Genomic DNA, 17,318 nt, shown 5'->3' with positions numbered 1-17,318 from the left:
CAATCAGTAAGCTTTCAGCGTGGCAAATACGGCGGCGACTTTTGCCGGGTCTTTAATACCCGGGGCGCTTTCCACGCCGGAGTTGAAGTCCAGGCCGCTGCTGCCGAGGCGGGCGGCCTCAACACAGTTGTCCGCGCTCAGGCCACCGGCCAGCAGCACGTTGTCGAGGCTCTGCCCCTGCAGCAGCGACCAGTCAAAGGTCTTGCCGCTGCCGCCGTTACCGTTATCAAACACGTAGCGATCAACAAACGGCCAGTCGCGGTCGGGAAGGCGATCGCTAATGCTGAACGCCTTCCAGATTTGCACCTCTTCAGGCAGCTGAGCACGCAGCTGGCTGACAAATTCGCGGTCTTCATCGCCGTGCAGCTGTACCGCTGCCAGGCTTAGCTGTCGCGCGGTAGTGACAACGTCACTTAAAGGGTTGTTGCGGAATACGCCAACGTATTTCAGCGCTGCACCGGCCATCACCTGCTGCGCCTGCGCCACGTCCACCCTGCGCGGTGAGCCGTCAGCGAAGATCAGCCCGCCATAAATTGCGCCGCTCTCCCGCGCGCTGCGGGCGTCTTCCGCCCGGGTCAGGCCGCAGACCTTATTGGCCCCGAGGATCACCCGGCGCACGGCGGCGTTGAGATCGTCCTCGCCCATCAGTGCGGAGCCGATCAGGAAACCGTTGGCGTAGTGGCTGAGCTGGCGCACCTGCGCATAGCTGCTGATGCCGGACTCGCTGATCACCGTCACGCCGTGCGCCACCTTTGGTGCCAGGCGACGGGTGCGGTCGAGGTCGATCGACAGGTCACGCAGGTCGCGGTTGTTGATGCCGACCACCTTCGCGCCCAGCGCGGTGGCGCGCTCCAGCTCGTCATCGCTGATCACTTCGGTCAGCACGCCCATATTCAGGCCGTGCGCCACCTCGGCCAGCTGGCGGTACTGCTCATCGTTCAGCACCGACAGCATCAGCAGGATGGCGTCCGCCTGGTAGTGGCGTGCCAGGTAAATCTGATAGGGATCGATAATAAAGTCTTTGCACAGCACCGGCTGGGTGACCGCCGCGCTGACCAGCGGCAGAAAATCAAAGCTCCCCTGGAAATATTTTTCGTCGGTCAGTACCGAAATCGCCGAGGCGTAATGTTTGTAGACGCCGGCGATCGCCTCCGGGTCGAAGTCGTTGCGGATTAATCCTTTCGAGGGCGAAGCTTTCTTGCACTCGAGGATAAACACCGTGCGGGCACCCTGCAGCGCGTCGTAAAAACTGCGCGTGGCGGGGACGATCTGATCCTTAAATGACGCCAGCGGCTGCTGCTGCTGGCGCTCTGCCAGCCAGTCAGCTTTATCGCGGACGATATTATTCAGTACGGTTTCCTGCTGCATCATTATCCTCTCGCCGCCAGTGCGGTCACGTGTTGATAAGCGCGGCCGCTGCGGATCACTTCCAGCGCCTGCTGCGCGTTCTGCCGCAGATCTTCGTGGCCAAAAATCTTCAGTAACAGCGCGACGTTAGCCGCTACGGCTTCTTCGTGCGCCAGCTCGCCATTACCCTGGAGTAAACGCGTCAGAATGTCACGGTTTTCTTCCGGCGTGCCGCCGGCCAGCGCCTCCTGCGGGTGGCTGTTCAGGCCAAAATCGTCCGGCGTCAGCTGGTAGCGGGTGATCTCGCCTTCGCGCAGTTCGGCTACGTGGGTGACGCTGTGCAGCGCGACTTCGTCCATGCCGCCGCCGTGCACCACCGCCGCGCGCTTATAGCCCAGCACCCTGAGGGTTTCGGCAATCGGCTGCACCAGATCCGCGCTGTAGACGCCGATCACCGCCAGCGGCGGCCGCGCCGGGTTAATCAGCGGCCCGAGCACGTTAAAGATGGTGCGGGTTTTCAGCTGCTGGCGCACCGGCATCGCATGGCGGAAACCGCTGTGGTACTGCGGCGCAAACAGGAAGCAGACGTTAAGGTCGTCCAGCGCCTGGCGCGCCTGGTCAGCGGGCAGGTCGAGGCTGATGCCGAAGGCCGCCAGCAGATCGGACGAGCCGGACTTGCTGGAGACGCTGCGGTTGCCGTGTTTGGCCACCTTCAGCCCGCAGGCCGCCGCCACAAAGGCGCTGGCGGTGGAGATATTAATGCTGTTGCTGCCATCGCCGCCGGTGCCGACGATATCGGCAAACGGATAGTCCGGGCGCGGGAAGGGTCTGGCATCCGCCAGCAGCGCGCTGGCCGCGCCGGCGATCTCCGCCGGCTTCTCACCGCGCAGCTTCATGGCAATGAGTGCGCCCGCAAGCTGGGTGGGTTCCAGCTGGCCGGTAATAATCGCTGCAAACAGCTGGTGGCTCTCGGCCTGCGTCAGCGTCTCACCCTGGTAAAGTCGTTCAAGAATGCTATTCATTGATATCTCCGTAATTACGCCAGCGCCCAGGCGAGGGTTTGTTCCAGCAGGCGTGCCCCCTGGGAGGTGAGAATGGATTCCGGGTGGAACTGGAAGCCGCACACCCGGCGTGCGTCGTCGCGCACCGCCATCACCATGCCGTTAAAGGTGGCGTTGACCGTCAGGCCTTCCGGCAGGTTGCTGCCGACCAGCGAGTGGTAGCGGGCCACCGGCAGCGGGTTGCTCAGGCCGGCAAACATGCCTTCGCCGTCGTGCTGAATGGCGGAGGCTTTGCCGTGCAGGATCTCGCCCGCCTGGCCGACGTGGCCGCCGTAGGCTTCAACAATGGCCTGGTGACCGAGGCAGATGCCGATAATCGGCAGCTGGCCGCGCAGGCGCTGCAGCAGCTCCGGCATGCAGCCCGCCTCAGAGGGTGCACCGGGGCCGGGGGAGAGCATCAGCACCGGGTTTTCCATCTCCTGCAGGCGGGCGATCAGGGTGTCCGCCGGGACGCTGTTACGGTAAATCACCACGTTATGGCCAAAGGTGCGTAACTGGTCGACGAGGTTATAGGTAAAGGAGTCGACGTTATCGAGCAGCAGAATATCGGCCATCAGAAAATCTCCTGGCAGTGGTGGGCGGTGGCGATGGCGCGCAGCACGGCGCGCGCTTTATTACGGCTTTCGTCGGCTTCGGCCTGCGGGTCAGAGTCAAGCACCACGCCGGCACCGGCCTGTACGGTGGCCACGCCGTCTTCCACGTAAGCGGAGCGGATGACGATGCAGGTATCGAGGTCGCCGCTGGCGGTGAAGTAGCCCACCGCGCCGCCGTAGCTGCCGCGGCGGGTGCCTTCTGCGCGGGCGATCAGCTGCATCGCCCGTACCTTCGGCGCGCCGCTCAGGGTGCCCATATTCATGCAGGCGCGGTAGGCGTGCAGCACGTCGATATCGCCGCGCAGCTGGCCGACCACGCGGGAAACCAGGTGCATCACAAAGGTGTAACGGTCGACTTTGGTCAGGTCGGCGACGTAGCGGCTGCCCGCCTCGCAGATGCGCGCCAGGTCGTTGCGCGCCAGGTCGACCAGCATCAGGTGCTCGGCCAGCTCTTTATGGTCGGTGCGCATCTCCAGCTCAATGCGGCTGTCGAGGTCGCGATCCAGGGAACCGTCAGCATGGCGGCCGCGCGGGCGGGTGCCGGCAATCGGGTAGATCTCAATCTGGCGGCTGCTGGCGTCATACTTCAGCGAACTCTCCGGCGAGGCACCAAACAGGCTGAAATCGCGATCCTGCATAAAGAACATATACGGGCTGGGGTTGCTGTTTTTCAGCGTCTCATAGGCGGCCAGCGGCGACGGGCACGGCAGCGAGAAGCGGCGCGACGGCACCACCTGGAAAATTTCGCCGACGCGGATCGCCTGCTGCATCTCGCGCACCACCCGGCAGTAATCCTCATCGCTCTGGCTGACCGTCAGCGTCATCTGCGCCACCGGCTGCACCGGCAGCGCAGGTGCCGGCTGCATCATCTGGCTGTGCAGCTGCTCAATGCGGCTCTGCAGACGCAGGAACTCGGCCGGCGAGTGGGTAAACAGGCTGGCCTGCAGGCGGGCGCTGCGGGTTTGGTGGTCGATCACCAGCAGCGTTTCGGCCAGGTAGAAGCAGTAATCGGGGCAGCGCTGCTGGTTGTGCAGCTCGGGCAGCGTCTCAAAGCCGGCCACCAGGTCGTAGGCAAACAGGCCGCCGAGCAGCATCGCTTCGCGCTCTTCCTCCGGGGCGCTGACCAGGGTTGGCAGCAGGCGCAGCGCGTCAAACACCGACAGCGCCTTCAGATTAGCGTCCTCATCCTGCACCGCCGTATTGACCGGGAACAGCAGCTCACGGCCGTCCGGGCGCACGCTGTTCTGCACCGAAGCGGGCAGGGCGGCGTCCAGCAGCGGCAGCAGCGCGCGGCCGTTTTCCGACAGCGCCTGAATGGTCACCGTCTTATCCAGCGCGGTAATGCGCAGCGCGCTGTCGACGATCAGCAGGCTCTTCAGGTTGCGCTTGCTGTCGACGTCTGCCGACTCCAGCAGCAGCGTTTCGCTGCGAGCGCCGCACAGCTGATGAAACACCGCCGCCGGATCTTCACGGTACGGGGCGCTGCCGGTGATTAACTTCACTCCAGGTCTGGCGTTTTGCATAAGAGGTTCCCGATATTTTGCTCAAAAAAAAGCCCGCATTCAGCGGGCCTGGGGTTTGCACGACTCATCTGTGCAGAACAACTCCGCCCGTTCAGGGAGAAGTGTGCCACCAACCGGTATTAACGCGAATAAGGTTGAACATGATCGTGACCCCTGTGTTTGTGAACTTGTGTACTAGTTAACTGGTTCGCAGGAAAAAAGTCAATACTCTTTTTCTCTTAGCACGGAATGGCGGTATTATGCAGCCAATTTTAATGTAGCGCCGGAGTCGTTTTGACCGCAGACAGTCCTTCAACCTCAGTCTATTCCCTGTTTGACCTGCACAGCCACAGCCAGGCCTCCGACGGCCTGCTCAGCCCGGAAGCCCTGGTGCTGCGCGCGGTGGAGCAGCGCGTTACCGTGCTGGCCATCACCGATCACGACAGCACCGACGGCGTTCGGCCGGCGCGTGAGGCGATCGCCAGGCACCAGCTGCCGCTGCAGCTGATTGCCGGGGTGGAGATCTCCTCGCTGTGGGAAAATCATGAGATCCATATCGTCGGCCTCGGCGTGGATATTGTCCATCCGGCGCTGACCGCGTTTCTGGCTGAGCAGGCGGAACGGCGGCTGGCGCGTGCGCGGCTGATGGCGGAGCGGCTGGAGAAGGCGCTGATCCCCGGTGCGCTGGAGGGCGCGCTGGCGCTGGCCGCCGGCGGTGCGGTTGGGCGCGGCCACTTTGCCCGTTTCCTGATCGCCCAGGGCAAGGCCAGCAACATGCAACAGGTGTTCAAAAATTACCTGGCGCGGGGCAAAACCGGCTACGCGCCGCCACAGTGGTGTACAATTAAACAAGCCGTTGATGTGATTCAGCAATCCGGCGGCCGTGCGGTGCTGGCGCACCCGGCCCGCTACGGGCTGTCGGCCAAGTGGCTGAAGCGGCTGCTGGCCCATTTTGCCGAACAGGGCGGCGAGGCGATGGAGGTGGCGCAGTGCCAGCAGGCACCGAACGAGCGCACCCAGCTGGCGCAGTACGCCCGTGACTACGGGCTGGCCGCGTCCCAGGGATCTGATTTTCATCAGCCCTGCCCGTGGATCGAACTGGGCAAAAAATTATGGCTGCCCGGCGGCGTTGAGGCCGTGTGGCAACGTTTTCCTGACATCCTGCAATAAGTTCACCCGCACCGGGTAAACGAGAGGTTTTTATGAGTCAGTTTTTCTATATTCACCCCGAGAATCCGCAGCCGCGGCTCATTAAGCAGGCGATTGAGCTGCTGAACAAGGGCGGCGTGGTGGTCTATCCGACCGATTCCGGCTATGCGCTGGGCTGTAAGCTGGAAGATAAAGGCGCGATGGAGCGCATCTGCCGCATCCGCCAGCTGGACGGCAACCACAACTTTACGCTGATGTGCCGCGATTTGTCGGAGCTGTCGACCTATGCGCAGGTTGGCAACAGCGCGTTCCGCTTAATCAAAAACAACACGCCGGGCAACTACACCTTTATTCTGAAGGCCACCAAAGAAGTACCGCGCCGGCTGATGAACGACAAGCGTAAAACCATCGGCCTGCGCGTGCCGTCAAACCCGATCGCGCTGGCGCTGCTGGAAGCGCTGGATGAGCCGATGATGTCCACCTCGTTGATGCTGCCGGGCAACGATTTTACCGAGTCCGATCCGGAAGCGATCCAGGATGAGATCGGCAAGCTGGTGGATCTGATTATCCACGGCGGCTATCTCGGCCAGCAGCCAACCACGGTGATCGATCTGACCGATGACAGCCCGCAGGTGGTACGTGAAGGGGTGGGGGACACCGCGCCGTTCCTCTGATCCCGTTCAGTGGCCCGTCTCTTATTCAGGCGTCAGGAGGTTGACGCCGCCAGCCACTCTTTAAAGCCCTGATAAGGGATATACAGCGAGACGTCCTTCAGCGGCTCGTTGGGCTTCAGCCGCTGGCGTACCTTGCTGGTATAGCCGACGATCACCCCGCTGATGGTATCATCCGCGTTATACACCGCGCCGCCGGACATACCCTGCACCACGCCGGCGTTAGAAGCCATCGCCGCGCACGGCTTTTTGTTAAAACCGTTGCGGATGCCGGTCAGCGCCAGGTTGACGCCTGACGACTCCACCGGCATCGCTGAGACAAAGCTGTAACCGTACATCTTCACCGGTTCGCCAACCTCACTGCTGCGGAATTTCGGCAGCGTCTTCAGGTCATTTTTGTGGTAGATGATCGCCAGGTCGCAATAAGGGTGGTACGCCTTGACGCGCTGCACCGCAAAACGCGCCACGTGGGCGGCGGTCAGACTGTATTCGGGGGTAAGGGGAATGCTGGTACCTAATGAGCCGATACCGAGCACCGTCGGGATGCCGGTAAAACTCATATCGACGCGTTCCATCGCCGTGCTGCTGTAATTATATTTGCCGACGGAACAGCCGGTCAGCGTCAGCGCGGCCAGTGCCGCAATCGCGTTAAATTTCATCATTTTCGTTTTGTCCTGACACGCAATGAAGTTTCCCTGGTGAGGAGTTCTGCGTGCAAAATGGGTGCTGAGAGTCACTCAGCGCTTGTTCGGGAGACACACTTCCTCCCCGTGACCTCTGTTTATTTAAAGAAACAATGTTGTAAATTATTTGTAGTCGTCGGGATGCGACTTATTATTTATATTTAACAGTGCGTCGATCGTTATCTGTACGCCGTGCGAAGTTTACACAACCTTAACGGTGGTTAAAACAGCTTATTGGCCCGAACAGAGAAAAAGCGTTAATAATCTGCCACTAAGCAAACCACTGTCCGAATAGCCTGGTCATTTGATATTGCATTAACTTTATGATGATGAATTTGATTTAAGTTGGATATTGGTGCTGCGATAAGGTTTCGGGCTGGCGTTAACCGCTGAGCTGACCTGCAAAGCTGGCGTCACCTGCTAATGATGAACACTAAAACAGCAATAGTATCAATACAACTAATGCTTACCTCTCCAGGTGCAGGAGGGAAATAATCCGTACGCCGCGATTTATAATAATAAACTCAGTAAGTAACCCTTCCTGTGATACGCGAAGGTCACACTGCGGATATTAATTTGGGTTAACGGTATTTACCGGGCCGGATATGCTGTTTTATCTCCACGCTGTTCTCCCACGGTATTCCTCTTTCGGCTAATCCATACCGTACGAATACCCTCAGAAGAAAAGCGAGGGGCTGACCGGCCCGCTGGTGCGACTGTAGCAGGATGCGCAGCTCAGCCGGGCAGATCTGGCCGTCAGAAGCTGTAGTTCAGCGACACCCAGTAGTTACGGCCTGGCATCACGTAGCCGCTGGTGGAAGCGGAGGTACTAAAGTAATCACCGCCGTACAGCGTGCTTTTGCCCACCTTATAGGTGTTCACCTCGGAGAAATCCTTATCCAGCAGGTTATTCACCGATCCGTTCACCTTCAGCGCTTTGGTCAGCTGGTAGGTGGCTCCCAGGTTGACCACCGTCCAGGCCTTGAGGTCACCACCTTTATCGTTATAGAGCGTTTTTTGCACCGGGGTAAGGTTGGCATAGTTGTTGGTAAAGCGCGGCGTCCTGCCGTGATACTCCACCGCCAGCCAGGTATTCAGCGCCGGCGTAGCACGCCAGTTCAGGCGCGCGTTAGCGGCCTGGTGGGGCGTACTGGTCAGCGGTGCGCCCGGATTTTTGCCGCCGATCTGCGCGGTATCGGTATAGGTATAGTTGGCGTTGAGGGTCAGCTCCGGCAGGCCCAGCGGCACGCCGCCGGCGATTTCGACGCCCTGGGTGCGGGCTTTACCGACGTTAACGTAGCTGGAGGTAGTGCTGGTCAGATCCACCGACTGAATCGCATTGCGGAAATGGTTAATAAAGCCGGTGACGTTAAAGTTCGTGCCGTCGCCGTTATCGTAGTAGACGCCGGTTTCGATATTGGTGCTGGTCTCCGGCTTCAGGTTCGGGTTGCCGAGGGTGCTGGTGGTGCCGTTGCCCCCCACGCCGCTGACGCCGTTATGCAGCTGTGCCAGCGACGGCGCTTTGTAACCGGTGCTGACGCCGCCTTTAACCGTCCAGTTATCCAGCGCGTTCCACACCAGGTAGGCGCGCGGGCTGACGTGGCCGCCGAAGCTGTCGTGCTTTTCGTAGCGCGCCCCCCAGGTGAGGCTCAGCGGATCGATGATCTGCCAGTCATCTTCGCTGTACAGTGACCAGGTTTTCTGTTCAAAAGTGTCGCCGCTGTTGGCCAGCACGATGCCGTCCTTCAGCTTCGCCTGCCAGTACTGCCCGCCGACGGTCAGCAGGTGGTCGTCGCCGATCGGCGCCACCAGCGAGGTGTCAAAAATGGCGTTGGTGTTCTTCAGCTGGCGATCGTCGCCGATGCGGCCAGCGTTGGCGGGGCTGAGGGTTTTGGCGGTCAGCACGCGGCCTCTGTTCTCGGTGCTGTCGAAGGTCAGCGTCGAGCTCCAGCGGCCGAAGCTCATGTCGGTATTATGGCCGGCCATCACCTTATTCTTCTCAAAGCGCAGCGAGTCGCGGTAGCCACCGCCGGCTACGCCAACCGGGCCGAGCTGGCCATCGCTGTTGTTGTACCACTGGCGCGACGCTTCGCCATCGATCCACAAGGTATTCTTATCGCTGGTCGCCCAGCTGATTTTGCTGCCGAGGTCGTAGTTATCGCTTGCGGTCGGGAAGGGCACGCGGCTGTCGCCGGTCGGGCTGAGCGAGGTGATGGCGGAGCCCTGGCGGTGCAGGAAGCTGCCGCGCAGCGTCAGGTCGACGCCGCCGCCGAGCGGGCCACTGGCGTACAGGTCATACTTGCTGCTGTCGCCCCACTTGCTGCGTTGCTGAAAGCCGTGGCCGATATCCAGCGCGCCGTGCCACGCCTTGCCCTCTTTTTTGGTGATGATATTGATCACCCCGCCCATCGCGTCGGAGCCGTACAGCGTCGACATCGGTCCGCGGATCACCTCGATATGGTCGATGGCGGACATCGGCGGCAGCACCGCGGTGTTCAGCGTGCCGAAGCCGTTGGGGGTCAGGTCCGCGCTGGCCGACTGGCGCACGCCGTCGACCAGAATCAGCGTATAGCTGCTGGCCATGCCGCGGATGCTGATATCCAGCCCGCCGGTTTTGCCGGTGCCGCCGCGCACGTTGACGCCTTCAATGCCGCTGAGCGCCTCGCCGAGATCCTGGTAATTCGTCTCCTGCAGCTTCTGCTGGCTGACTACCGAAACGGACGCCGGGGCGTCGGTCAGCTTCTGCTCATAGCCGCTGGCGGTGACCACCAGCGTATCGTCGGCGGCCTGCACGGGGGCGGAAATGCACAGCACACCGGTCAGTGCCAGGCTGGATAAAATGGATAATTTACTAATTTCCATGAGATTTTCCTCTTATTCGCTGTAAATGATAATGCACCCAAGAATGATAATAAAAATTGTTCGCATTAAAAGTGATGAGTTCCCGGCTCCGGAGCCTGTTCAGGACCCGTTGATGATTGGTTGAGGCAGTCCGCTAAGTCAGCGCCCCTCAGTCAGATAAATCATTTGCCAAAGGGCTGTGATGGGGGGAGTGCGGTTCAGATCAACGGGGGATGCGTCACGCTGGCACAGAGGAGCAAACAGGGGCTGCCAGCCTGACTCGATCTGAACTATGCTTATACGCGCTATAAAACGGGTTACAGCACCGGTAAAACCCTGTATAATAGCCCGCGAGTTTCTATTTAAGTTATTGAAAATAAAAGAATTTTTTATTTTCTTCATGACGCCTGGGAAGGCGACAAAGAGGGTGCTCCATGAGCGAGAAGTTACAAAAAGTTTTAGCACGCGCCGGGCACGGTTCCCGTCGTGAAATCGAAACCATGATCTCTGCCGGGCGCGTCAGCGTTGACGGCAAGCTGGCGACGCTGGGCGATCGCGTGGTGCCCAGCGCATCACTGAAGATCCGTATCGACGGTCACGTGGTGCCGGTCAGCGAATCCATTACCGAAGTGTGCCGCGTTCTGGCCTATTACAAGCCGGAAGGCGAGCTGTGTACCCGTAACGACCCGGAAGGGCGTCCAACGGTGTTTGACCGTTTACCTAAGCTGCGCGGCGCGCGCTGGATCGCCGTTGGCCGTCTTGACGTCAACACCTGCGGGCTGATGCTGTTCACTACCGACGGTGAGCTGGCCAACCGCCTGATGCACCCGAGCCGTGAAGTTGAGCGCGAATACGCCGTGCGCGTGTTTGGTCAGGTCGATGATGAGAAGATCAAACAGCTGAGCCGTGGCGTGCAGCTGGAAGACGGCCCGGCCGCTTTTAAAACGCTGAAGTTCTCCGGCGGTGAAGGCATCAACCAGTGGTACAACGTCACCCTGACCGAAGGGCGCAACCGCGAAGTGCGTCGCCTGTGGGAAGCGGTGGGCGTGCAGGTGAGCCGCCTGATCCGCGTGCGTTACGGTGATATCGACCTGCCGAAAGGCCTGCCGCGCGGCGGCTGGACCGAGCTGGAGCTGGCACCGACAAACTACCTGCGTGAGCTGGTGGGCCTGCAGCCGGAAACCGTCAGCAAGGTGGCGGTAGAGAAGGATCGCCGTCGCACCAAGGCCAGCCAGATCCGTCGTGCCGTCAAGCGCCACACTACCACCAGCAAAACGGCCAGGCCGGGCGGCAACCGTCGCTCATCGCGCCGCCAGCAGGGGTAATATGCTACGGCGGGCGTGCGTTATCTGACGCCGCTGCAAATCCTGCAAGCGTTGAGTATTAAGAGGGGGCCATAGGGTCCCCTTTTTTATTAGTACGTAATATCCGCCGGAACCTGCAGAACAACCCCTCTTTGTAAAGCGGATGACCCGTAACAGGGGCTATCGTCGCCCCTCTTTACTGGCACGTAAAATCCGCCGGATCCTGCAGGACAACCCATCGTATTAAAGCGGATGAGCCATAACAGGGACCCGTGTGGCCTCTTTATTATGTTAACGGCTTACCAGTCAATGCCCTGCTGTGCCTGAATGCCGGCGTCAAAGGCGTGCTTAACCGGCCGCATCTCACTGACCGTATCGGCCAGCTCCAGCAACTCACGGTGGCAGCCGCGCCCGGTGATAATCACGCTCTGCTGCGCAGGCCGCTGCCGCAGCGCCTGCAGCACCTCTTCCAGCGGCAGATAGCTCAGGCTGACCATGTAGGTCAGCTCATCCAGCACCACCAGGTCCAGCGCCGGATCCTGCAGCATGCGCCGGGCATGCTGCCAGACGCCGAGGCAGGCGGCGGTATCGGTGTCACGGTTCTGCGTGTCCCAGGTAAAACCGGTGGCCATCACCTGAAATTCCACACCGTGCGGCTCCAGCAGGTTGCGCTCGCCGTTGGGCCACTCGCCCTTGATAAACTGGATCACCCCGACGCGCCTGCCGTGGCCCACCGCACGGGTGGCGGTGCCGAAGGCGGCGGTGGTTTTGCCCTTACCGTTGCCGGTAAAGACCATCAGGATACCGCGCACCTCAGTGGCCGCGGCGACGCGCGCATCGACCTGCTCCTTAAGCCGCTGCTGCCGCTGCTGATGACGTTCGTTATCGGCCATTATTCTGCGGCCCCCGGCTTGCGCCCCGGCTGCGCGTCAAAGGTCTGGCCGGATTTACGCTGGCTGTCATCGCCCATCAGCCACAGGTAGAGCGGCATGATGTCGGCGGGGGTTTTCAGCTTAGCGGCATCCTCCTGTGGGAAGGCGCTGGCGCGCATCGCGGTGCGGGTGCCGCCGGGATTAATGCAGTTGACCCGCAGCTGGCGGCTGTCGTACTCGTCGGCCAGTACCTGCATCATGCCTTCGGTGGCGAACTTGGAGACCGAGTAAGCCCCCCAGCCGGCGCGGCCCTGGCGGCCAACGCTGGAGGAGGTGAACACCAGCGAGGCAGCGCCGGCCCGCAGCAGCAGCGGCAGCAGCGCCTGGGTCAGCAGGAAGGTGCCATCGATATTCACCCGCATCACCTGCTGCCAGACGGCGGGCGACTGCTCGGCCATCGGCAGCACTTCGCCGAGCAGCCCGGCGTTGTGCAGCAGCCCGTCAAGGCGCGGCACCTGTTCTGCCAGCGCGCTGGCCAGCTGCTGACAGCTCTCCGGTGTTGCGGTTTCAAGGTCAATCAGCAGCCACTGCGCCGGGGCACGGCTGGTCAGGTTGATCTGGTCACACACCTGCTGCAGTTTTTCGGCATTGCGCCCGAGCAACACCACCCGCGCACCATAGCGGGCGTAGGTCAGGGCGGCTTCGCGGCCAATGCCGTCGCTGGCACCGGTGACGGCGATAATGCGGTTGACCAGCAGGTCACTTTTCGGTTGATAATGCATACGAACTTCCTCAGTGCAGCAGGGCGATGGCGGCTTCCGGTCAGGCAGTCGTGGCTAAGCCTTTGCCTGGATTGAATAAAAGGGTTTATGCCTGAAAACCGCCCGCAGTTCAATCCCGGCCTGCAGCAATTCATCTTATGTTACCCGCTTTCAGGCGACGGGACGGCGCGAGTCGGCTACACTAGGCTTATCTCTAACATAATGTTAAATAAGGCGGAATGAGTGGATTTCCTGACATATTACGGACTTTTCCTGGCTAAAACCGTTACCGTCGTGGTAGCGATCGTGGCGATTGCCGTCGCCATCACCGCGCTGGCCCTGCGCAGGCGTGCGGCCGGCGGTGAACTGAAGCTCAGTGACCTGGGTGAACGCTATACCGAGCTGCAGGATCAGATGCGGCTGGCGAAGCTGAAGCCGCTGCAGCAGAAGCTGTGGCAGAAGGAGCATAAGAAGAAGAGCAAGCTGGAAGCGAAGCAGGCAAAACAGCAGGCGAAAAGCGGTCTGCCGCAGCCGGCAGCGCAGAGCACCCTCTACGTGCTCGACTTTAAAGGCAGCATGGACGCGGGTGAAGTCAGTTCCCTGCGTGAAGAGGTCTCCGCCGTGCTGGCGGTGGCAACGCCTGGCGATGAAGTGCTGCTGCGTCTGGAGAGCCCTGGCGGGGTGGTGCACGGTTACGGCCTGGCCTCTTCGCAACTGCAGCGCCTGCGCGACGGCGGCATTCCGCTGACCGTGGCGGTGGATAAAGTCGCCGCCAGCGGCGGCTATATGATGGCCTGCGTGGCGGACCGCATCGTCGCCGCGCGGTTTGCCATTATCGGTTCGATTGGCGTGGTCGCGCAGATCCCTAATTTCAACCGCCTGCTGAAGCGCAATGAGATTGACGTGGAGCTGCACACCGCCGGCGAGTACAAGCGAACCCTGACCCTGTTTGGCGAGAACACCGAGCAGGGGCGTGAGAAGTTCCGTGAGCACCTTAATGAGACCCACCTGCTGTTCAAACAGTACGTGCATCAGATGCGTCCTGCGCTGGACATCGACAGCGTGGCGACCGGTGAGTACTGGTACGGCAGCCAGGCACAGGAAAAAGGTCTGATCGACGCTATCAGCACCAGCGACGACCTGATTATCGCTCAGTTGAAAAATCATCAGGTGATCGGCGTGCGCTACGCGCGACGCAAGCGCCTGATGGACCGCTTTACCCACAGCGCCGCCCGCAGCGCGGAGGGCGTGCTGCTGCGCCTCTGGCAGCGCGGGACCAGGCCGCAGGTGTAATCAGCGGCGTTGCGGCCCCTGTGGCCATGTTGTTCTGAAGACGCCCGCCGCCGCGGGCGTTTGTTTTTTTACGGGGGAAATTGCCGCCGGGCGTCGCGCGTCAGAGTGACGCACTGGCCAGGCGATTGAAAAAACAGCCTCTTTTTGCTGCCTTTTCTGGCGAAATGTCTTGCTAAATGCTAATTAAGTTGCGTAACGAATTTTATCAGGTACAGTGTGGGCGTTTCGGGTTCCGGGCGTAAAAATGACTTTACGCTTTGTTAGCGATGCGTTTAACAGGTGGTAAAAAGTCCCGTTAATCAGGGTGTTATCAGCTGCATTTGGGGATGTTATACGGTGTGTTTGCTCCAGCATTCCCCCACGTCGGTAGAGCCATCGGCGTCATTCGCAGCGATCGCCTAACGGAACGACTTACTCTCGGATGTTTTAATCAGGTAAAGGTAACTATGGGAAAAGCTCTCGTAATAGTTGAATCCCCGGCAAAAGCCAAAACGATCAATAAATATCTCGGCAATGACTACGTGGTGAAATCCAGCGTGGGCCATATCCGCGATTTGCCGACCAGCGGATCAACGGTTAAAAAGAGCGCTGACTCTACAACCAGTAAAACAACCAAAAAAGTTAAGAAAGATGAGAAAGCGGCGCTGGTCAGCCGCATGGGCATCGACCCGTACCACGACTGGGAGGCGAACTATCAGATCCTGCCCGGTAAAGAGAAAGTGGTGGCGGAGCTGAAGGCGCTGGCAGAAAAAGCTGACCATATCTATCTCGCAACCGACCTTGACCGCGAAGGGGAAGCCATTGCCTGGCACCTGCGAGAAGTGATCGGTGGCGATGAGTCACGCTACAGCCGCGTGGTGTTTAACGAAATTACTAAGAATGCGATTCGTCAGGCGTTTGACAAGCCGGGCGAACTGAATATCGACCGCGTTAACGCCCAGCAGGCGCGCCGCTTTATGGACCGCGTGGTGGGCTATATGGTGTCGCCGCTGCTGTGGAAGAAAGTGGCCCGTGGCCTCTCCGCAGGGCGCGTACAGTCGGTTGCCGTGCGGCTGGTGGTGGAGCGTGAGCGCGAGATCAAAGCCTTCGTCCCGGAAGAGTACTGGGAGCTGGCGGCCGATCTGCAGACGCCAAAAGGGGTTGCGCTGCCGGTGCAGGTCACCCATCAGGGCGATAAGCCGTTCCGTCCGGTTAACCGTGAGCAGACCGAGGCGGCCGTCAGCCTGCTGGAAAAGGCGCGCTACCTTGTCTCTGAGCGGGAAGATAAACCGACCAGCAGCAAGCCGGGTGCACCTTTTATTACCTCCACGCTGCAGCAGGCGGCCAGCACCCGGCTTGGGTTTGGCGTCAAGAAAACCATGATGATGGCGCAGCGGCTGTACGAAGCGGGTCATATCACCTATATGCGTACCGACTCCACCAACCTGAGTCAGGATGCGGTGAGCATGGTGCGCGGCTACATCGAAGATGAATTCGGTAAAAAGTATCTGCCGAAGGATGCCAACACCTACAGCAGCAAAGAAAACTCGCAGGAAGCGCACGAGGCGATCCGTCCGTCCGACGTGAAGATCCAGTCTGAGCAGCTGAAGGATATGGAAAACGACGCGCAGAAGCTTTATCAGCTGATCTGGCGTCAGTTCGTGGCCTGCCAGATGATGCCGGCGCAGTATGACTCAACCACGCTGACCGTCGAAGCGGCCGGCTTTAAGCTGAAAGCCAAAGGGCGTACGCTGCGCTTTGACGGCTGGACGCGGGTGATGCCCGCGCTGCGCAAGGGCGATGAAGATCGTACCCTGCCGCCGGTGGACGTCGGCAGCGAACTGTCGCTGCAGGAACTGCTGCCGAGCCAGCACTTCACCAAGCCGCCGGCGCGCTTCAGCGAAGCCTCGCTGGTGCGCGAGCTGGAAAAACGCGGCATCGGCCGCCCGTCCACCTATGCATCGATCATTTCGACCATTCAGGATCGCGGCTACGTTAAGGTCGAGAGCCGCCGTTTCTACGCCGAGAAGATGGGTGAAATCGTCACCGATCGTCTGGAGCAGAACTTCCGCGAGCTTATGAACTATGACTTCACCGCGCATATGGAAGACAACCTCGACAAGGTGGCCAATAACCAGGCGCAGTGGAAAGGGGTGCTGGATGCCTTCTTCGGTGATTTCACCCAGCAGCTGCAGCAGGCCGAGAAAGATCCGGAAGAGGGCGGTATGCAGCCCAATCAGATGGTGATTACCTCGATTGACTGCCCGACCTGTAACCGCCAGATGGGCATCCGCACCGCCAGCACCGGGGTATTCCTCGGCTGCTCCGGCTATGCGCTGCCGCCGAAAGAGCGCTGTAAGCAGACCATCAACCTGATTCCGGAAAATGAAGTGCTGAACGTTCTGGAAGGGGATGATGCGGAAACCAACGCCCTGCGCGCCCGTCGCCGCTGCCAGAAGTGCGGCACGGCGATGGACAGCTACCTGATCGACAACCAGCGCAAGCTGCACGTCTGCGGTAACAACCCGGAGTGTGACGGCTACGAAATCGAACAGGGTGAGTTCCGCATCAAGGGTTATGACGGCCCGATCGTTGAGTGTGAGAAGTGTGGTTCTGAGATGCACCTGAAAATGGGCCGTTTCGGTAAGTACATGTCCTGCACCAACGACGACTGCAAGAACACCCGAAAGATCCTGCGTAACGGTGAAGTCGCGCCGCCGAAGGAAGATCCGGTGCCGCTGCCGGAACTGCCGTGCGAGAAGTCAGACGCCTACTTCGTGCTGCGTGACGGTGCGGCCGGCGTGTTCCTCGCCGCCAACACCTTCCCGAAATCGCGCGAAACCCGCGCGCCGCAGGTGGAGGAGCTGCAGCGTTTCCGCGACCGTCTGCCGGAGAAACTGCGCTACCTGGCCGATGCGCCAGCGGCGGATGACGAAGGCAACAAGGCGGTGGTTCGCTTCAGCCGTAAAACCAAACAGCAGTACGTCAGCACCGATAAAGAGGGTAAAGCCACCGGCTGGACAGCCTTCTTCGTTGACGGCGAGTGGCAGGTGACCAAAAAGTAACTGCCCATGAGGGGAGATCGCCCGATCTCCCCGCTTTTTTTGAGCCCCCGCTGTTGCCGGATCCCGCCAGAAATCCCCAAGATTGTTCCCAAACCGATGCTATACATATCCCACATTTTTGATATAGTTGTTATAGAAATGGCTTCTCTTATTATCAAATCGCATTAGACCCGCAGTCTGCATCCGGTCATTTTCCT

The 17,318-nt window shown here is 60.2% G+C and carries 11 protein-coding genes, 1 pseudogene and 1 other annotated feature; of the genes and pseudogenes, 5 read left to right on the top strand and 7 right to left on the bottom strand.

Annotated features, from left to right (window positions below):
• Positions 1-3: 3 nt before the first annotated feature.
• The 3 genes and pseudogenes from trpCF to GKQ23_RS12925 form a co-directional block, all read right to left on the bottom strand.
• On the bottom strand, positions 4-1,368 hold the full coding sequence (gene trpCF / locus GKQ23_RS12940) for a bifunctional indole-3-glycerol-phosphate synthase TrpC/phosphoribosylanthranilate isomerase TrpF (RefSeq protein WP_371820214.1): 1,365 nt from the start codon (positions 1,366-1,368) through the stop codon (positions 4-6).
• Positions 1,369-1,370: 2 nt separating this feature from the next.
• Positions 1,371-2,962: pseudogene (trpD, locus tag GKQ23_RS23895) on the bottom strand (bifunctional anthranilate synthase glutamate amidotransferase component TrpG/anthranilate phosphoribosyltransferase TrpD).
• Positions 2,962-4,524, bottom strand: coding sequence for an anthranilate synthase component 1 (locus GKQ23_RS12925; protein ID WP_056238349.1), 1,563 nt, complete (start codon positions 4,522-4,524; stop codon positions 2,962-2,964). Before GKQ23_RS12925 ends, trpD begins: the two are co-directional and overlap by 1 nt.
• Before the next feature lie 23 nt (positions 4,525-4,547).
• Positions 4,548-4,642 (bottom strand) — a sequence feature (Trp leader region).
• Positions 4,643-4,797: 155 nt separating this feature from the next.
• On the opposite strand from GKQ23_RS12925, the gene GKQ23_RS12920 reads away from it, so the two are divergent.
• Both GKQ23_RS12920 and GKQ23_RS12915 read left to right on the top strand, forming a co-directional pair.
• A complete protein-coding gene (locus tag GKQ23_RS12920; RefSeq protein ID WP_212408427.1) occupies positions 4,798-5,673 on the top strand; it encodes a PHP domain-containing protein in 876 nt (291 codons plus the stop codon).
• Between the two features lie 32 nt (positions 5,674-5,705).
• Positions 5,706-6,326: an L-threonylcarbamoyladenylate synthase gene (locus tag GKQ23_RS12915; RefSeq protein ID WP_212408426.1), complete on the top strand. Its 621-nt coding sequence runs from the start codon at positions 5,706-5,708 to the stop codon at positions 6,324-6,326.
• A 32-nt stretch (positions 6,327-6,358) separates the two neighbouring features.
• On the opposite strand, the gene GKQ23_RS12910 is transcribed toward GKQ23_RS12915, so the two are convergent.
• Together GKQ23_RS12910 and GKQ23_RS12905 are read right to left on the bottom strand one after the other, a co-directional pair.
• The gene (locus tag GKQ23_RS12910) at positions 6,359-6,985 is read right to left on the bottom strand and encodes a serine protease (RefSeq protein ID WP_371819995.1); all 627 of its coding nucleotides are present in this window, start codon (positions 6,983-6,985) and stop codon (positions 6,359-6,361) included.
• Positions 6,986-7,762: 777 nt separating this feature from the next.
• Positions 7,763-9,868 carry a TonB-dependent receptor gene (locus GKQ23_RS12905; protein ID WP_212408425.1) on the bottom strand — a complete coding sequence of 702 codons (2,106 nt, stop codon included), beginning with the start codon at positions 9,866-9,868 and terminating at the stop codon, positions 7,763-7,765.
• A 413-nt stretch (positions 9,869-10,281) separates the two neighbouring features.
• Here GKQ23_RS12905 and rluB point away from each other — a divergent pair, with 413 nt between their 5' ends.
• The gene (gene rluB, locus GKQ23_RS12900) at positions 10,282-11,172 is read left to right on the top strand and encodes a 23S rRNA pseudouridine(2605) synthase RluB (RefSeq protein ID WP_056238337.1); all 891 of its coding nucleotides are present in this window, start codon (positions 10,282-10,284) and stop codon (positions 11,170-11,172) included.
• Between the two features lie 278 nt (positions 11,173-11,450).
• Here the strand turns inward: rluB and cobO are convergent, their stop codons facing one another.
• Entirely contained in the window at positions 11,451-12,044 is a 594-nt protein-coding gene (gene cobO, locus GKQ23_RS12895; protein ID WP_212408424.1) for a cob(I)yrinic acid a,c-diamide adenosyltransferase, read from the bottom strand.
• Positions 12,044-12,805 carry a YciK family oxidoreductase gene (locus GKQ23_RS12890; RefSeq protein ID WP_101505946.1) on the bottom strand — a complete coding sequence of 254 codons (762 nt, stop codon included), beginning with the start codon at positions 12,803-12,805 and terminating at the stop codon, positions 12,044-12,046. The genes cobO and GKQ23_RS12890 overlap by 1 nt, the downstream gene beginning before the upstream one ends.
• A gap of 222 nt (positions 12,806-13,027) precedes the next feature.
• Here GKQ23_RS12890 and sohB point away from each other — a divergent pair, with 222 nt between their 5' ends.
• Together sohB and topA are read left to right on the top strand one after the other, a co-directional pair.
• Entirely contained in the window at positions 13,028-14,077 is a 1,050-nt protein-coding gene (gene sohB, locus GKQ23_RS12885; protein ID WP_212408423.1) for a protease SohB, read from the top strand.
• A gap of 446 nt (positions 14,078-14,523) precedes the next feature.
• Positions 14,524-17,121 carry a type I DNA topoisomerase gene (topA, locus tag GKQ23_RS12880; protein WP_056238324.1) on the top strand — a complete coding sequence of 866 codons (2,598 nt, stop codon included), beginning with the start codon at positions 14,524-14,526 and terminating at the stop codon, positions 17,119-17,121.
• Positions 17,122-17,318 lie beyond the last annotated feature (197 nt).

It is taken from the genome of Erwinia sp. E602, assembly GCF_018141005.1.
Lineage (GTDB): Bacteria > Pseudomonadota > Gammaproteobacteria > Enterobacterales > Enterobacteriaceae > Erwinia.
Note: the sequence above shows the minus strand (reverse complement) of the source record. Positions and strands in the feature narration are given on the sequence as shown.